Annotated in this window: 12 protein-coding genes; 4 read left to right on the top strand and 8 right to left on the bottom strand. The window is 60.0% G+C overall.

What is annotated here, in order from left to right; translation table 11 throughout:
• Window positions 1-71 precede the first annotated feature (71 nt).
• Both ftsH and rlmE read right to left on the bottom strand, forming a co-directional pair.
• A complete protein-coding gene (ftsH, locus tag N645_RS0115425; protein WP_051174481.1) occupies window positions 72-2,006 on the bottom strand; it encodes an ATP-dependent zinc metalloprotease FtsH in 1,935 nt (644 codons plus the stop codon).
• Window positions 2,007-2,118: 112 nt separating this feature from the next.
• Window positions 2,119-2,739 carry a 23S rRNA (uridine(2552)-2'-O)-methyltransferase RlmE gene (gene rlmE / locus N645_RS0115420; protein ID WP_024462411.1) on the bottom strand — a complete coding sequence of 207 codons (621 nt, stop codon included), beginning with the start codon at window positions 2,737-2,739 and terminating at the stop codon, window positions 2,119-2,121.
• A gap of 66 nt (window positions 2,740-2,805) precedes the next feature.
• Here rlmE and N645_RS0115415 point away from each other — a divergent pair, with 66 nt between their 5' ends.
• Window positions 2,806-3,108, top strand: coding sequence for a YhbY family RNA-binding protein (locus N645_RS0115415; RefSeq protein WP_024462410.1), 303 nt, complete (start codon window positions 2,806-2,808; stop codon window positions 3,106-3,108).
• 93 nt (window positions 3,109-3,201) lie between these two features.
• On the opposite strand, the gene greA is transcribed toward N645_RS0115415, so the two are convergent.
• The 3 genes from greA to carA all read right to left on the bottom strand — a co-directional run bounded on the left by greA (window position 3,202) and on the right by carA (window position 8,126).
• Window positions 3,202-3,678: a transcription elongation factor GreA gene (greA, locus tag N645_RS0115410; protein WP_024462409.1), complete on the bottom strand. Its 477-nt coding sequence runs from the start codon at window positions 3,676-3,678 to the stop codon at window positions 3,202-3,204.
• Window positions 3,675-6,896 (bottom strand): carbamoyl-phosphate synthase large subunit, encoded by a 3,222-nt coding sequence (carB, locus tag N645_RS0115405; protein WP_024462408.1) that lies wholly within the window; start codon window positions 6,894-6,896, stop codon window positions 3,675-3,677. Before carB ends, greA begins: the two co-directional genes overlap by 4 nt.
• A gap of 69 nt (window positions 6,897-6,965) precedes the next feature.
• On the bottom strand, window positions 6,966-8,126 hold the full coding sequence (gene carA, locus N645_RS0115400; protein WP_051174480.1) for a glutamine-hydrolyzing carbamoyl-phosphate synthase small subunit: 1,161 nt from the start codon (window positions 8,124-8,126) through the stop codon (window positions 6,966-6,968).
• Between the two features lie 518 nt (window positions 8,127-8,644).
• Between carA and N645_RS18495 the strand changes: the two genes are divergently transcribed.
• The 3 genes from N645_RS18495 (at window position 8,645) to N645_RS0115385 (ending at window position 13,272) form a co-directional block, all read left to right on the top strand.
• Window positions 8,645-11,020 carry a family 43 glycosylhydrolase gene (locus N645_RS18495; protein WP_024462406.1) on the top strand — a complete coding sequence of 792 codons (2,376 nt, stop codon included), beginning with the start codon at window positions 8,645-8,647 and terminating at the stop codon, window positions 11,018-11,020.
• Window positions 11,021-11,217: 197 nt separating this feature from the next.
• Window positions 11,218-12,237, top strand: a complete 1,020-nt coding sequence (locus tag N645_RS0115390) for a GGDEF domain-containing protein (RefSeq protein ID WP_024462405.1) — start codon at window positions 11,218-11,220, stop codon at window positions 12,235-12,237.
• A 63-nt stretch (window positions 12,238-12,300) separates the two neighbouring features.
• Window positions 12,301-13,272 carry a calcium/sodium antiporter gene (locus tag N645_RS0115385; protein WP_024462404.1) on the top strand — a complete coding sequence of 324 codons (972 nt, stop codon included), beginning with the start codon at window positions 12,301-12,303 and terminating at the stop codon, window positions 13,270-13,272.
• Here the strand turns inward: N645_RS0115385 and N645_RS0115380 are convergent.
• The 3 genes from N645_RS0115380 to N645_RS0115370 all read right to left on the bottom strand — a co-directional run bounded on the left by N645_RS0115380 (window position 13,251) and on the right by N645_RS0115370 (window position 15,404).
• A complete protein-coding gene (locus N645_RS0115380) occupies window positions 13,251-13,676 on the bottom strand; it encodes an MAPEG family protein (RefSeq protein ID WP_024462403.1) in 426 nt (141 codons plus the stop codon). The two genes, N645_RS0115385 and N645_RS0115380, sit on opposite strands and share 22 nt — an antisense overlap.
• Before the next feature lie 95 nt (window positions 13,677-13,771).
• The gene (locus N645_RS0115375; RefSeq protein WP_024462402.1) at window positions 13,772-14,569 is read right to left on the bottom strand and encodes a transglutaminase family protein; all 798 of its coding nucleotides are present in this window, start codon (window positions 14,567-14,569) and stop codon (window positions 13,772-13,774) included.
• Window positions 14,570-14,621: 52 nt separating this feature from the next.
• Entirely contained in the window at window positions 14,622-15,404 is a 783-nt protein-coding gene (locus N645_RS0115370; protein ID WP_024462401.1) for an endonuclease/exonuclease/phosphatase family protein, read from the bottom strand.
• Window positions 15,405-15,414: the final 10 nt, after the last annotated feature.

The following is a 15,414-nucleotide window of genomic DNA, read 5'->3' as shown; positions in this document are numbered from 1 at the left end:
GGGAAAAACAAATCCCCGGCGCAATGGCCGGGGATTATAACAGACTGATGACTCAATGCCGCCGGGAGCGGTCAGTGGTCCTCGGCGGGACCGCCGATGGGCTTGTCTTTGCCTTCACCCTCGGCGCCTTTGCCGTCTGACTTGCCATCGGCTTCGCCGCCCTTGCCTTTGAGGTGGCCATTGAAATCATCGTCGTGCCAGTCGCGCGGCGGACGCACCTTGCGGCGAGCCATCAGGTCGTCGACCTGCTCGGAGTCGATGGTCTCATACTCCATCAGCGCGTCTTTCATCGCCTCCAGGATATCCCGGTTGTCATGCAGAATCTGCTCGGCGCGCTTGTAGCACTCATCAATGATCCGGCGGACTTCCTGGTCAATCATCTTGGAGGTTTCGCCGGAGTAATTGGCCGAGCCAGTGCCCGGCATCATGCCTTCGTCCTCACCGTAGTGCAGAGGACCGAGCTTTTCCGACAGACCCCACTTGGTCACCATATTGCGCGCCAGCTCGGTGGCCCGCTCAATATCGTTGGACGCACCGGTGGTAATACCTTCGGCGCCCAGGGTCATATCTTCGGCAATCCGGCCACCAAACAGGGTGCAGATGCTGGACTCAATGGCCCGGCGGCTCATGCTGTACTTGTCCCCCTCGGGCAGGAACTGGGTGACACCCAGGGCCCGACCGCGGGGAATAATGGTCACTTTGTGGATGGGATCATGCTCGGGCACGATCTTGCCCACAATGGCATGGCCCGCTTCGTGGTAGGCGGTGTTTTCCTTTTCTTTCTCGCTCATCACCATGGAGCGACGCTCGGCGCCCATCATGATCTTGTCACGCGCTTTCTCGAACTCCTCCATGGTCACCAGGCGCTTATTGCCACGGGCGGCGAACAGGGCCGCCTCGTTCACCAGGTTGGCCAGGTCCGCACCGGAGAAACCGGGGGTACCGCGGGCAATCACATTGGCCTCGACACGCTCATCGATGGGGACTTTGCGCATATGCACTTTCAGGATCTGCTCGCGGCCGCGGATATCCGGCAGGCCGACGACCACCTGGCGGTCGAAACGGCCCGGGCGCAGAAGTGCCTTGTCGAGCACGTCCGGACGGTTGGTGGCGGCGATGACGATCACGCCTTCATTGCCTTCAAAACCGTCCATTTCCACCAGCAACTGGTTCAGAGTCTGTTCGCGCTCGTCGTGACCACCGCCGTGGCCACCGCCACGATGACGACCCACGGCATCAATCTCATCAATAAAGATGATGCAGGGCGCCTGCTTCTTGGCCTGGTCGAACATGTCGCGGACCCGGGACGCACCCACACCGACGAACATTTCGACGAAATCCGAACCGGAAATCGAGAAGAAAGGCACTTTTGCCTCACCGGCAATGGCCTTGGCCAGCAGCGTCTTACCGGTACCGGGCGGGCCCGCCATCAGTACACCCCGGGGGATCTGGCCACCCAGGCGCTGGAATTTGGAGGGATCGCGCAGGTATTCCACCAGCTCGCTGACCTCTTCTTTGGCCTCATCCACCCCGGCCACATCGGAAAAGGTGGTTTTGACCTGGTCTTCGCCGAGCAGCTTGGCTTTACTTTTGCCAAAGCTCATGGGGCCGCCTTTGCCGCCCCCCATGCCCCCTTGCATCTGGCGCATGAAGAACAGGAATACGGCAATGATGATCAGAATCGGGAAACTGGCCACTAACAGCTGATGCCACAGGCTGGGGCGCTCCGGCTCCTTGTTACGCACCGTCACGTTGGAGTTCAGCAGGTCGTCCATCAGTTTGGGGTCGCCAATCTGGGGCAGCGTGGTCTGGAAGGTGCTGCCGTCAGAATAGGTGCCCTGGACCTTCAGGCCCTGCAAGGTGACTTCCCGGACCTGCTCGCTCTTGACCGAGCGCACGAAGTCCGAGTAGCTGAGGGTCTCGCTACTGGCGGGCTGATTGAACCCCTGGAACACCGTGAACAGCACGGCGGCGATGATCAGCCACAGGATGAGATTTTTGGTCATGTCGTTCAAGGAGATACCCTCGTTTTGTACAACAAATCAGTGACAGTATAGAGCCCATAAGCGCATCAATACCAATAAACGCACCCTATGAGGCAATAGATCAGCCGTGGCCTCAACCTTTGAAGCCCCGGGCGACCAGATACACCTCCCGGGAGCGGGCCCGGGAGGCGTCGGGTTTGCGCACTGCCACCTTGGTAAAGGCGTCGCGCGTGTCCTGCAGCAGGGGGTCAAAGCCCTCGCCGTGGAACACTTTGGCAACAAAATGCCCGCCAGGTTTCAACACCTGCCGGGCCATATCCAGTGCCAGCTCCACCAGATAGATGGCGGCGGGCTGGTCAACGGCATTCATCCCACTCATGTTGGGGGCCATATCGGAGATTACAAGGTCCGCCTTCTGCCCACCGAGCGCGGCCAGCAGCTGCTCCAGCACCGCTTCCTCGGTAAAGTCACCCTGGATAAACGCGACCCCGGCAATGCTGTCCATGGGCAGAATGTCCGACGCCAGCACCATGCCCTTGTCGCCCACCCGATCGGCGGCCACCTGAGACCAACCACCCGGCGCCGACCCCAGGTCGACCACGCTCATGCCGGGCTTGAACAGTTTGTCCTTCTTGTCCAGCTCGATCAGCTTATAGCTGGCGCGGGAGCGATAGCCGTCCTTCTGGGACTGTTTGACGTAAGGGTCGCTGAAGTGCTCGTCCAGCCAACGGTTGCTGCTTTTGGATCTGGCCATGATGATTCCGGGGGAGATGCGTTACAATGAGAGGCTTTTTCACCCAAACGATTTGAAGGTATTGTCATGCCGCTAAGCGCCGACCGCAAGAAACAATTCCGTGCCCTGGGGCACAACCTGAAGCCAATTGTCACCCTGGGCGACAACGGCCTGAGCGACGGGGTCCGCGCCGAGCTGAACCGGGCGTTGGATGATCATGAGCTGATCAAGGTCAAGATTGCCGTGGCCGAGCGGGACGACCGCAAGGTACTCCTCGATGAGCTGGCCGCCATGCACGGCGTGGAGCTGGTTCAGCAGGTGGGCAAGATGGCGTTGTTGTACCGGGCCAATCCGAAGCCGAACCCGAAATTGTCGAATTTGTTGCGGTAGGTAGTCGCGTCGGGGTTGGATTACGCCGGATAGCACAGTAGTTTGCGTAGGGCGGATAAGCGCCGTAAGGCGCGCATCCGCCGTTACCCCAACCTAAATATGCTCCACCTTGTCGATTTCGTACTCGACTTCACCGCCGGGGGTTTTCACCTCGACCACATCCCCCTCTTCCTTGCCGATCAAGGCCCGGGCGATGGGTGAATTGATGGAGATTTTGTTGGCTTTCACATCCGCCTCGTCATCGCCCACGATTCGATAGGTTACTTCCTGCTCGGTCTCGCAGTTGATGATGGTCACGGTGGTGCCGAAAATCACCTTGCCGCTGGGCGGAATCGTCTTGACGTCGATGACCTGGGCATTGGCCAACTTGCCTTCGATTTCCTGAATCCGGCCTTCGCAGAAGCTCTGCTGCTCCCGCGCGGCGTGGTACTCGGCATTCTCTTTCAGATCACCGTGCTCGCGCGCCTCGGCAATCGCCTGGCTGATGCGCGGGCGCTGGACTTTCTTCAGGTCATTTAACTCTTCGCGCAGAGCTTCTGCGCCTTCCACTGTCATGGGCACCTTGCTCATGCACCGATCCTCCCGTGCAGCTCCTGCAGGCGCCGCACTTGTGTAAATTGACCAAACCGCAGTGCCATACACACCGCCTCGCCGGCGGCCAGGGTGGTGGTGTAGTACACCCGATGATTTTCCGCACTGCGACGAATCGAGGCCGAGTCGCGGGTCGCCTGCCGCCCTTCTGTGGTATTCACAATCAGGTTGATCTGACTGTTCTTGATCATATCCACAATATGCGGACGACCCTCGGCCACCTTGTTGACTACATCTACTTCGAGACCAGCCTCTTTGAGGACGGCGGCTGTGCCACGAGTGGCCACCAGTTTGAATCCGAGACTGTTCAGTTCCTTACCGACCACGACCACGCCGGGCTTGTCGACATCGCGTACACTGATAAACGCCGTGCCCGTGGTGGGCAGCTTGCTGCCGGCGCCGAGCTGGGCCTTGGCAAAGGCTTCACCGAAGGTGTCGCCCACCCCCATCACTTCACCGGTCGATTTCATTTCTGGCCCCAGGATCGGGTCCACCGCCGGGAATTTGTTGAACGGGAACACCGCTTCTTTCACGCTGTAGTAATCCGGCACGATTTCCTGGGTGAAGCCCTGCTCTTTCAGGCTGATGCCCGCCTGGCACCGGGCTGCCACTTTGGCCAGGGACACGCCAATGCACTTGGACACAAACGGCACGGTGCGCGAGGCCCGCGGGTTCACCTCAATCACATAAATCTCGCCATCCTGGTAAGCCAACTGGGTGTTCATCAAACCGATCACACCCAGCTCCAGAGCCATGGCCTTGATCTGCTCGCGCATCAGGTTCTGCACGTCTTTCGGTAGTGAATAAGGCGGCAGAGAGCAGGCCGAATCACCGGAGTGAACACCACACTGCTCAATGTGCTGCATGATCCCGCCGATGACGACCTGCTCACCGTCGCAGACCGCATCGACATCCACTTCAATCGCGGCACTCAGGAAGTGGTCCAGCAGTACCGGCGCGTCTTCGGAAACCTCTACCGCGGTATTCATATAGCCGCGCAGCTCGTCTTCCTTATAGACAATTTCCATGGCCCGACCGCCCAGCACATAGGACGGGCGTACCACCAGCGGGTAGCCCACTTCTTTGGCGGCCTGTAGCGCCTCTTCAAACGAACGCACGATGGCGTTGGGCGGCTGCTTGAGGCCCAACTTGTTGATCATCTGCTGGAAGCGCTCACGGTCCTCGGCGCGGTCGATGGCATCCGGGGTGGTACCGATGATCGGCACACCTTCGGCTTCCAGGGCGCGGGCCAGCTTCAGCGGCGTCTGACCACCGAACTGCACAATCACGCCTTTGGGTTTTTCTTTGTGCACGATTTCCAGCACGTCTTCCAGGGTCACCGGCTCGAAGAACAGGCGATCGGAGGTGTCGTAATCGGTGGACACGGTTTCCGGGTTACAGTTGACCATGATGGTCTCGTAGCCCTCATCGCGCATGGCGAAGGCGGCGTGTACACAGCAGTAATCGAATTCGATGCCCTGACCGATGCGGTTAGGACCGCCGCCGATGACCAGAATCTTGTCCTTGTCGCTCGGGTTGGCTTCACACTCTTCTTCGTACGTGGAGTACATGTAAGCGGTGGAAGTGGCGAACTCGGCGGCACAAGTGTCCACCCGCTTGAACGCCGGGCGGATGTTCAACTGGTGACGATGCTGACGCACCGCCTGCTCGCTGGTGCCGAGCAGTTTGGCCAGGCGCTTGTCCGAGAACCCTTTGCGCTTGAGGCGGAACAGCAGCTCGGCGTTCAGGTCCTGTACGGTTTTTCCGTCCAGCGCCTGCTCACTGTCGATCAGGTCTTTCACCTGAACCAGGAACCAGGGATCAATTTTCGACGCCTCGAAGGCTTCCTCGACACTCATTCCCAAACGGAAGGCATCGCCGAGATACCAGATGCGTTCGGCCCCGGGGGTGTTCAGCTCACGACGCAGACGCGCCGGAGTATCGTTATCCTTCAGGTCCACCTTGGATTCGAAACCGGCAGAACCGACTTCCAGACCGCGCAGGGCTTTCTGCAGGGATTCCTGGAAGGTCCGGCCAATGGCCATCACCTCACCCACGGATTTCATCTGGGTGGTCAGGCGGGCATCGGCGTCGCCGAACTTCTCAAAGGTGAAGCGCGGAATTTTGGTGACCACGTAATCGATGGTCGGCTCGAACGAGGCCGGAGTAGCACCGCCGGTAATTTCATTCTGCAGTTCATCCAGGGTGTAACCCACCGCCAGCTTCGCCGCGATCTTGGCGATCGGAAAACCGGTCGCCTTGGAAGCCAGCGCGGAAGATCGGGATACCCGGGGGTTCATCTCGATCACCACCATCCGGCCATCGTCCGGATTGACCGCGAACTGCACATTGGAGCCGCCGGTTTCTACCCCGATCTCACGCAGTACCGCCAGGGAGGCGTTCCGCATGATCTGATATTCCTTGTCGGTCAGGGTCTGGGCCGGGGCCACGGTGATGGAGTCACCGGTGTGCACACCCATGGGGTCGAAGTTCTCGATGGAGCAGACAATGATGCAGTTGTCGCTTTTGTCCCGAACCACCTCCATCTCGTACTCTTTCCAGCCGAGCAGGGATTCATCGATCAACAGCTCATTGACCGGTGACAGGTCCAGGCCGCGGGTACAGATTTCCTCGAACTCTTCCCAGTTGTACGCAATACCACCACCGGAGCCACCCATGGTGAAAGACGGACGGATGATGCAGGGGAAACCGAACTCTTTGGGCACTTCCAGGGCTTCATCCATGGAGTGGACGATCTTGGCGCGGGCGCACTCCAGACCGATGCGCTTCATGGCCTGATCAAACAGATCCCGGTCTTCCGCCATATTGATGGCGTCTTCGTTGGCGCCGATCAGCTCGACGCCGTGCTTTTCCAGCACGCCGTGTTTGGCCAGATCCAAGGCACAATTGAGCGCGGTCTGGCCACCCATGGTGGGCAGCACCACATCCGGCTTTTCCTTCTCGATGATCTGCTCCACCGTGCGCCACTCAATGGGCTCGATGTAGGTGGCGTCGGCCATTGCCGGGTCGGTCATGATGGTGGCCGGGTTGGAGTTCACCAGTATCACCCGGTAACCCTCTTCGCGCAGGGCCTTACAGGCCTGGGCGCCGGAGTAGTCAAACTCACAGGCCTGGCCGATGACGATCGGGCCCGCGCCCAGGATCAGAATGCTGTTGATGTCGGTACGTTTTGGCATGATCTTCTCGCTCTGCGAAATCGGTTGAAGGGTGACGTTGCGCGGAGGCCGCCCGCAGGCGGCAACCCATCAACGTTTCGCGTCTTTCATCAAATCAATAAAGTGGTCGAACAGGCCGTCGGCGTCGTGCGGACCGGGACTGGCTTCCGGATGCCCCTGAAAGCTGAAGGCGGGCTTGTCCGTGCGGTGAATGCCCTGTAGGGAGCCGTCGAACAGTGACCGGTGAGTGGCCTTCAGATTGTCCGGCAGGCTCGCCTCATCGGCGGCAAAACCGTGGTTCTGGGCAGTGATCATCACCCGTCCGGTCTCCAGGTCCTGCACCGGGTGGTTGCCGCCGTGGTGACCGAACTTCATCTTCAGTGTTTTGGCGCCAGAGGCCAGGGCCAGCAACTGGTGCCCCAGGCAGATACCAAAGACCGGCAGGCCGGTTTCAACAATCTCTTTAATCGCTTCGATGGCGTAGGTGCAGGGCTCCGGGTCGCCGGGGCCGTTGGCCAGGAAGACGCCGTCGGGGTTCATCGCCAGCACCTCGGCGGCGGGTGTTTCAGCCGGCACCACGGTGAGGTCACAGCCGCGATCCACCAGCATACGCAGAATATTGCGCTTGACCCCGTAATCATAGGCCACCACTTTATAGGGCCGTTCACCCTCGGGGACCTGATGCCCTTTGCCCAAGGACCAGGTGCCCTCGCTCCAGGTATAAGGTTCCTTCACGCTGACCACCTTGGCCAGATCCATACCTTTCAGGCCGGCAAACCCCTTGGCTTCCGCCACCGCCTTGTCCTCGTCGATTTCGCCCGCCATGATGCAGCCGTTCTGGGCGCCCTTGTCGCGCAGCAGCCGGGTCAGGCGACGGGTATCGATATCGGCGATGCCGATGATGTTCTGGGCTTTCAGGTACTCGGGCAGGGACTGCTCGGAGCGGAAGTTGCTGGCCAGGAAGGGGAGGTCCCGAATCACCAGGCCGGCGGCCCAGCTTCGATCGCACTCGGCGTCCTCGGCATTGACGCCGGTGTTGCCGATATGGGGGTAGGTCAGCGTCACGATCTGACGGGCGTAGGAGGGATCGGTCAGGATTTCCTGATAGCCGGTCATGGAGGTATTGAACACCACCTCGCCCACCGACAGGCCCTCGGCACCAATGGCGGTACCGCGAAAAATACTGCCGTCTTCAAGTACAAGCACAGCGGGTGTGGATGCCCCAGTAGTCAAGTCAACCTCCTCAAGCATGATGGCGTGCCGTCATGTAACCGGACTTTTCACAGGCTCAGCGAGGCAGCCGCACGACCCGAGGGGTGCGAAGATCAGCGAATGCTAGACGGACTGCGCGCGAGTGAAAGCCCGGTCACGGGGTGCAAAAAAGCGAGATGAAACACCAGCCTCATCTCGCTTCATACAATCCTGCTGACCGGCATTTGGGCCAAGTGTAATTTCGCCGACAATTTTACGCGAGGCGGCGGGTGCTGTCCAATGGAAATGTCCGATTGCCGCCCACCGGGAGCATCAAATCCTTTGGTTATAAATTGTATGACTTTTTATGGCAAATCAGTCTGTCACTTAATAAAGCCTCGAGCCACCTCATATTTCATAACCCTTTGATTTTACTTGATTCTGAGTTTTCATGATGATTTTGTCAGATATATCGACATTTTATTATTACGCCATATCATCATACAATAATGTCGCCAAACCAAACGTCTGGTTCAATATTCGAACCCATGAATAAGACAAATAACGAGGTAAAAGCCATGTCTACCAAGGACCTACCCGGTCTCATCGGGGCTGCGGCCCTGCTGCTCGCCGCCGGAGCGGCGACCACTCACGCGGCCCCCGCTACGGACCATGAATGGGCATCCCCCGAGTTCGCAGAGGCCACCGTCCACGACCCTTCGGTCATCAAAGTCGATGACACCTACTACGTGTTCGGCTCCCACCTGGCCGCGGCCAAATCCGATGACCTGATGCAATGGCAGCAGGTCGCCGACGGCGCCAACGCTGCCAACCCGTTGTTTGATGACGTCCAGACCGAGCTGCGGGAAACCTTCGAATGGGCCCAGACCGACACGCTCTGGGCGGCGGATGTCATCCAGCTTGAGGATGGCCGCTTTTACATGTACTACAACGCCAGCCGGGGTGACTCGCCCCGCTCCGCCATGGGGGTTGCGGTGGCCGACGAAATTGAGGGGCCTTACCGCAACGAGGGCATTTTTCTGCGCTCGGGCATGTGGGGCCAGCCCAGCGAGGACGGCACCATTTATGACGCCCGCATTCACCCCAATGTGGTCGACCCCGATGCCTTCTTTGACGCCGAAGGCAAACTCTGGATGGTCTACGGCTCCTACTCGGGTGGCCTATTCATCTTCGAGATGGACCCGGAAACCGGCTTTCCACTGCCGGGCCAGGGCTACGGCAAGCACCTGATGGGCGGCAACCACAGCCGGATCGAAGCCCCCTACATCCTCTACAGCCCGGAGACCCAGTACTACTATCTGTTCACCTCCTTTGGTGGCCTGAGCGCCGACGGCGGCTATAACGTACGCGTCGCACGCTCGCGCCAGCCCGACGGTCCCTACTTCGATGCTCAGGGCAATAATATGGCCGAAGTAAAATCAGACCCGGCCCTGCCGCTATTTGACGATGCCAGCATCGAACCCTATGCCATGAAAATTCTGGGCAACCATTTATTCACCCGAGAACTGGGCGAGGACGGCGAAGGCTTGGGAACGGGCTACGTCTCCCCCGGCCACAACTCCGCCTATTACGATGACGCCACCGGGCAGTACTTCCTGATTTCCCACAGCCGCTTCCCGGGAACCGGAGAGCGCCACAACATCCGGGTGAATGAGCTGCTGATGAACGACGCCGACTGGCCGGTCGCCGCGCCCTATCGCTACGCCGACAAAGCACCCCAAGCGCAACCGGGCCAGCGCAAGGTCAAACGCCCCGACGTGGTGGGTGACTACAAAGTGATCCTGAAAGACAAGACCATCACCGCCGACATCGAGACCTCCCGGTTCGCCACCCTCACCAACAACGGCCGCATTCAGGGCGATATCGAAGGCCGCTGGTGGTTTGGTGGCAACGATCGCATTTCGGTCGAGCTGAGCGACGGCGATTATGAGGGCGTACTGTCCTACCAGTGGAATGAAACCGCCGAGCGTTTCGATCTGACCTTCAGTGCGCTATCCGACGCCGGGCTCACACTGTGGGGCAGCCGCCTGCCGGATCGCCCGACCGAGGCGGTACTGCAAGCCATTCTCGACGATATCGAGTTCAGCTCAATCCCGCTGCAAAATGATATCGACCTGCCGGTGAGCGCGACCCGCAATGCCACCATCGAATGGGCATCCTCGGCGCCTCAGTGGATCGCGACTGACGGCCAGGTCAATCGCCCGGAGCATGGCCTGGGCGATCAGGTGGTCACCTTACGCGCCACGGTGCACTACGACGGCGAGACACAGAGCCGTGAGTACCCGGTGACCGTGCGTGAACAGGCGCCCGACGGCCTGCTGGCGCACTACAGCTTCGACGGCAACCTGAACGACACCACAGGGCAACAGGCGCCCGGTCAGGTCAGCGGCGCCCGTATCGATTGGGCCGGTGGCCAGATTGATTTTGTGTCGGGGGTCAGCGCCGAGGCCGCCTACTTCGATGGTCAGTCAGGTGTGCGGCTACCTGGCGGGTTGATCGCCAGCCATCGATATTCGGTCAGCTTCTGGCTGAACCCCAGCGCCCTTAACGCCTTCAGCACCACCTTCTTCGGCGCCCGGAATCCGGACAGCTGGATCAGCTTCCTGCCCATGGGGCACGGTTTCGTGAACGGTCACACCATGCTCTGGTCAGGCACTCTCTGGTATGACGCGGGTACCGGCATGAACATTCCCCAGGACGCCTGGAGCCACGTGGCCTGGGTGGTGGACGAAGGCGCTCTGTCGATTTACATCAATGGTGAGGAGCGCTTCTCCGGCGCCGGTTTCCCGCACGTCTTCTCCGAGGGCACCGGCATCTTCAGCCTGGGTGTGAACTGGTGGGACCTGCCCTACGAGGGCGCCATGGATGAGCTGCGGGTGTACGAAAAGCCCCTGTCCGCCGCTGAGGTAATGGAGTTGAGCCAAACGCCGTAACCCTTCAACCGGGCGACCACCTTCGTGGTCGCCCGGACTACAACCGCCTGTCTCCCCGATACAACCTCCCGGCAGCTCTCAGTCACAACAAGATGATTAATGCGCCATAATACTTGTCGGCGTGCACCTTGCTGGGGCACTATGGGCTCATTGTCAGCTCCGAGCCACGACGCACAATTGGCCAACACGAGACCGTCATGCTTTATCGGCTACGCAACGATTTTCATCTCTCGGTCATCACCCTGATGAACGCCTGTGCGATCGTTGGCATCACACCCTTTGCCATCTGGCGGTTTCTTCGCGGAGAGTACTGGATCGGCCTGATCGATCTGGGCATTCTCGGAGCCATTGTCGGCGCCACCCTGTACGCCTGGCGCACACACAAAACCGCCTGCACCGGACTCTTTCTCGCCCTGTTCCCCTGCACCGGTGGCGCCATCGCCATATCCCTGACGGCCGGCGAAGTGGGACTGTTCTGGCTTTACCCGGCCCTGATCTGCAGTTTCATGCTCACCCGCCCGCTGATTGCCGCGCTTCTGCCGCTTGGAGCCCTGGCACTGCTGATCCTCGAAGGCAGCGCCTTCAGCTCCAGTCAGCAGGTATGGTCCTTTTCGGTCACCTTATTGGTGGTGTGCGCTTGCACCTATGTTTTTGCCCGCCGAAGCGAGCACCAGCGCAACCGTCTGAAGCATCTGGCACTACTCGACCCGCTCACGGGGGTCAGCAACCGTCGTGCCCTGGATGAAGCGCTGGCCCGCGCCGTGTCTGAGCACGAACGCCTGGGCACCGAATACGGTCTGGTGTTGGCCGACCTGGATCACTTCAAGCGGGTCAACGACACCCACGGTCACCACACCGGAGATCGCATTCTGGTGGATTTCGTCGGCGTCCTGGCCTTCAATACCCGGCGTTCGGACCAGCTGTTCCGCTTTGGTGGCGAAGAGTTTGTGATTCTGATGTCCGGGGCAACACCAAATGGGCTTCAAGCGGCCGTCGAGCATGTCCAGTCGGTGCTGCGCAAAACCCTCACCAGTCCATCCGGCCCCGTAACCGCCTCGTTTGGCACGGCCATACTGCAACGCGGAGAAAGTGTCGACCATTGGTTCGAACGCGCCGACGAGGCGCTTTATCAGGCCAAAAAGCAGGGTCGGGACTGCATCGTGGCAGGAGAACCCAGTGCAGCATCAGAGCAAACCCAACCCGAAGGTAAAACCTGACTTGACAGCGCAACGGGCAGGCTGGAAGATGCCGCGCTCCGTCTCTATTCCAAAGGAATTACCATGATTCTCGCCCTGATTGCCGTCGTTGTCGGCCTGATTATTCTGGTGTGGAGCGCCGACCGGTTTGTGGATGGCGCGGTCTCCACCGCCAGCCACCTGGGAATGCCGCCCTTGTTGATCGGTATGGTGATCATCGGTTTTGGCACCTCGGCTCCGGAAATGGTGGTCTCGGCATTGGCGGCGAGTCAGGGTAGCCCGGGGCTGGCGCTGGGTAATGCCTACGGCTCCAACATCACCAATATTGCCCTGATTCTCGGCTTGACCGCGGTGATAAGTCCCATCGCCGTTCACTCCCAGATCCTGCGCAAAGAACTGCCACTTCTCACCCTGATTACCGCTCTGACCATATGGCTGATATGGGACCTGCACATCGGTCGGCTGGACGCCACCCTTCTGCTGCTGGCCTTTACCCTCACCATGGGCTGGAGCATCTGGCAGGGTATGCGCGGCAAAGGCGATATCCTCGGTGGCGAAGTGGATGCGGAGCTGCAGGCTCACCCCATGCCCCTGCCCCGCTCTTTGATGTGGTTGTTTATTGGCCTGGTGTTGTTGGTCGCCAGCTCCCGCTTACTGGTCTGGGGCGCGGTCGATATTGCCCAGGCGCTGGGCGTAAGTGATGTGATCATCGGCCTGACGATTGTGGCCATCGGCACATCGCTTCCCGAGCTGGCCTCATCACTGGTGGCGGTACGCAAGGGCGAGCACGACCTGGCGCTGGGCAATGTGATTGGCTCGAACCTGTTCAACACCCTGGCGGTGGTGGGTATTGCCGGAGCCATTCACCCCATGGTGGTGGACCCGGAGGTACTGAGTCGCGATGTGTTGGTCATGTCGGCCTTGACGCTGTCCCTGTTCGTCGTCGGCTATGGTTTCCGTCGCCAGGGGCGCATCAACCGGATCGAAGGCGGGCTGCTATTGCTTTGCTACGTGGGTTATACCGGCTATCTGATTCAGACCATATTCGCCAGCTGAAGCACCAGCCCAACCAGCAGCACCATGTTGGCCAGCAGAGCGATCAGGTAAAAATAACTGCGCGGGCTGGGATTGCGCTCGGTCGCCAGCCCGTAGTAGAGCACCATGTGGGCAATCCGCGCCAAGGCGAACACCCACACCGTCACGGCCACCCAGGTTGAGCTCATGCCGGCAAACAGAGCCAGAAATACCGTGCCGAAAAACAGGGGCAGGTTTTCCAGGGAGTTCATGAAGGTACGGTGGGCACGGAACACGAAAGACTGATGCGAGAGCGACTCATCGATTCTCCCCGGCACCGCGCCGGGCTGACGTGCCTTGCTGTAGCTCGCCACCAACATCTGCACCAGCAGTGTGATCAACACCACCGCAAGTCCCGCATACGCCAACTGGTAATCTTCACCCATTACGCTATCCTCTGGTTAGTTTGATGGTGAGCGCAACACAATAAGGTAACATTCATGGAAGCTCTGATTCTCGGTATACAGCGGCTTCTCTGCACCTATTCCGGTGGTCCGGGTAGCTGCTCCACGTGGACGTTCATCCGGGTGGGGTAAAGCGCCGGGCCGAACTGGCTGAAAATCGCCACATCCGCCGCATCCCGACCATAGGCCACCGTGACCCGACCACCGCGCGGCTCGCTCTGGGTCGGATCAAAGGTATACCAGCGCCCGCCCACGTAGGCCTCGAACCAGGCGTGGAAGTCCATGGGTTCGAGTTTATGCAGGTAACCCACCACCATACGCGCCGGAATGCACAGGCCGCGACACAGGGCGATGCCCAAGTGCGCGAAGTCCCGACACACCCCCTCGCTCATCTGGTTGAAGTCCGCAGCGGAGAGCTGAAAGTGCGGGGCGGCCTCGTTATAGATGAACTGGTCGCGAATCCACTGCTCGATACGCGCCACCTGGTCATAACCGGGAATCGCATCGCCGACAATCTCCCGCCCCATCTGGATAAACTGATCGGACTCGCAGTAGCGACTGGGCAACAAATAAGTCAGCACTTCATTGGGCAGATTCTGCACTTCCACGAAAGGGGCGCCGGGTGCGACATCAATCGTATCATCAGCCAACACGTCGGCTGAGGTGCGGATGACGAACTTACCGGGCGGCGAGATCAGTCGCTGACAGAGGTTGCCGTAGGGGTCGGTATACTCTTCCACCGGCACACTGGGAATCAGCGTGTAGGATTCGCGGGCGACCCACTGGCGTCGGCCGCTGCGCGGGCGCAGCATCAGGATAAACGGTGCGGGCTCACTTTCATCGAACTGGATTTCACAACCGGCTCGCAGCCACATGGGGAAACTCCCTGGTTTGAGGGTTTGGGGTCAACGCGCGGACATTGCACCCTCAGGGTGTCGTCCGGTAGTGACCATCCTCCCACTCTAACTCAATTTCCGCCAGTAGTGGCTTGTGATCCGACAATCCGGACCAGGGTTTGCGGGGTAACACCACCGGCGCATGCCCTCGCGCGGAGCGCACATAGATTCGGTCCAGGCGCAGCATCGGCCAGGCGGCCGGGAAGGAGCGGGCCGGCCGGCCGTACTCATGGGTGAACACCTCGCGCAGCCCGGCCTGCTCGGCCAGCAGGCGCTGCGCGCGGCCGCGCCAATCGTTGAAGTCTCCCGCGACCACTACTGGCTCATCTTCCGGTATGCGGTTGACCAGTTCACACAGCCGACGCAACTGACGCTGGCGATGGTGCTCGCGAAGGTTCAGGTGCACACAGATAGCATGCAGTGGCTTGGGCTCGGAAACCAGATCCAGCGTGCACTGCAGAATGCCGCGCTGCTCGAACCGGTTCAGGGAAATATCGTGGTTATCCCACTGGGTTATGGGGTATTTGCTGAGCAGCGCATTGCCGTGGTGCCCCTTGGGGTAGACGGCGTTGCGCCCGTAGGCGAAGTCCTGCCAGATGGTATCGGCCAGAAATTCGTACTGCGCCGCGTCGGGCCAACGATGCCCCAGGCGGCGCGACCAGCCTTCATGGGCCCCGAGAACTTCCTGCAGAAAAACGATGTCCGCCCCCACCGAGCGCACGGCCTCGCGCAGCTCCGGCAGAATGAACCGCCGGTTGAACAGGCTGAAACCCTTGTGGGTATTCACCGTCAGAATGCGCAGGGTGCAACTCATTGATGGGCCT

Source organism: Marinimicrobium sp. LS-A18 (assembly GCF_000463525.1).
Classification (GTDB): domain Bacteria; phylum Pseudomonadota; class Gammaproteobacteria; order Pseudomonadales; family Cellvibrionaceae; genus Marinimicrobium; species Marinimicrobium koreense.
This window is presented reverse-complemented; position numbering and strand designations above follow the sequence as displayed.

Excerpts from the sequence above, each read along its gene's own strand:
- N645_RS18495 (WP_024462406.1), top strand. The coding sequence starts at position 8,645 with ATGTCTACCAAGGACCTACCCGGTCTCATCGGGGCTGCGGCCCTGCTG.
- rlmE (WP_024462411.1), bottom strand. The coding sequence starts at position 2,739 with ATGGCCAGATCCAAAAGCAGCAACCGTTGGCTGGACGAGCACTTCAGC.
- N645_RS0115390 (WP_024462405.1), top strand. The coding sequence starts at position 11,218 with ATGCTTTATCGGCTACGCAACGATTTTCATCTCTCGGTCATCACCCTG.
- N645_RS0115370 (WP_024462401.1), bottom strand. The coding sequence starts at position 15,404 with ATGAGTTGCACCCTGCGCATTCTGACGGTGAATACCCACAAGGGTTTC.
- carB (WP_024462408.1), bottom strand. The coding sequence starts at position 6,896 with ATGCCAAAACGTACCGACATCAACAGCATTCTGATCCTGGGCGCGGGC.
- N645_RS0115415 (WP_024462410.1), top strand. The coding sequence starts at position 2,806 with ATGCCGCTAAGCGCCGACCGCAAGAAACAATTCCGTGCCCTGGGGCAC.
- N645_RS0115385 (WP_024462404.1), top strand. The coding sequence starts at position 12,301 with ATGATTCTCGCCCTGATTGCCGTCGTTGTCGGCCTGATTATTCTGGTG.
- ftsH (WP_051174481.1), bottom strand. The coding sequence starts at position 2,006 with ATGACCAAAAATCTCATCCTGTGGCTGATCATCGCCGCCGTGCTGTTC.
- N645_RS0115375 (WP_024462402.1), bottom strand. The coding sequence starts at position 14,569 with ATGTGGCTGCGAGCCGGTTGTGAAATCCAGTTCGATGAAAGTGAGCCC.
- greA (WP_024462409.1), bottom strand. The coding sequence starts at position 3,678 with ATGAGCAAGGTGCCCATGACAGTGGAAGGCGCAGAAGCTCTGCGCGAA.
- N645_RS0115380 (WP_024462403.1), bottom strand. The coding sequence starts at position 13,676 with ATGGGTGAAGATTACCAGTTGGCGTATGCGGGACTTGCGGTGGTGTTG.
- carA (WP_051174480.1), bottom strand. The coding sequence starts at position 8,126 with ATGCTTGAGGAGGTTGACTTGACTACTGGGGCATCCACACCCGCTGTG.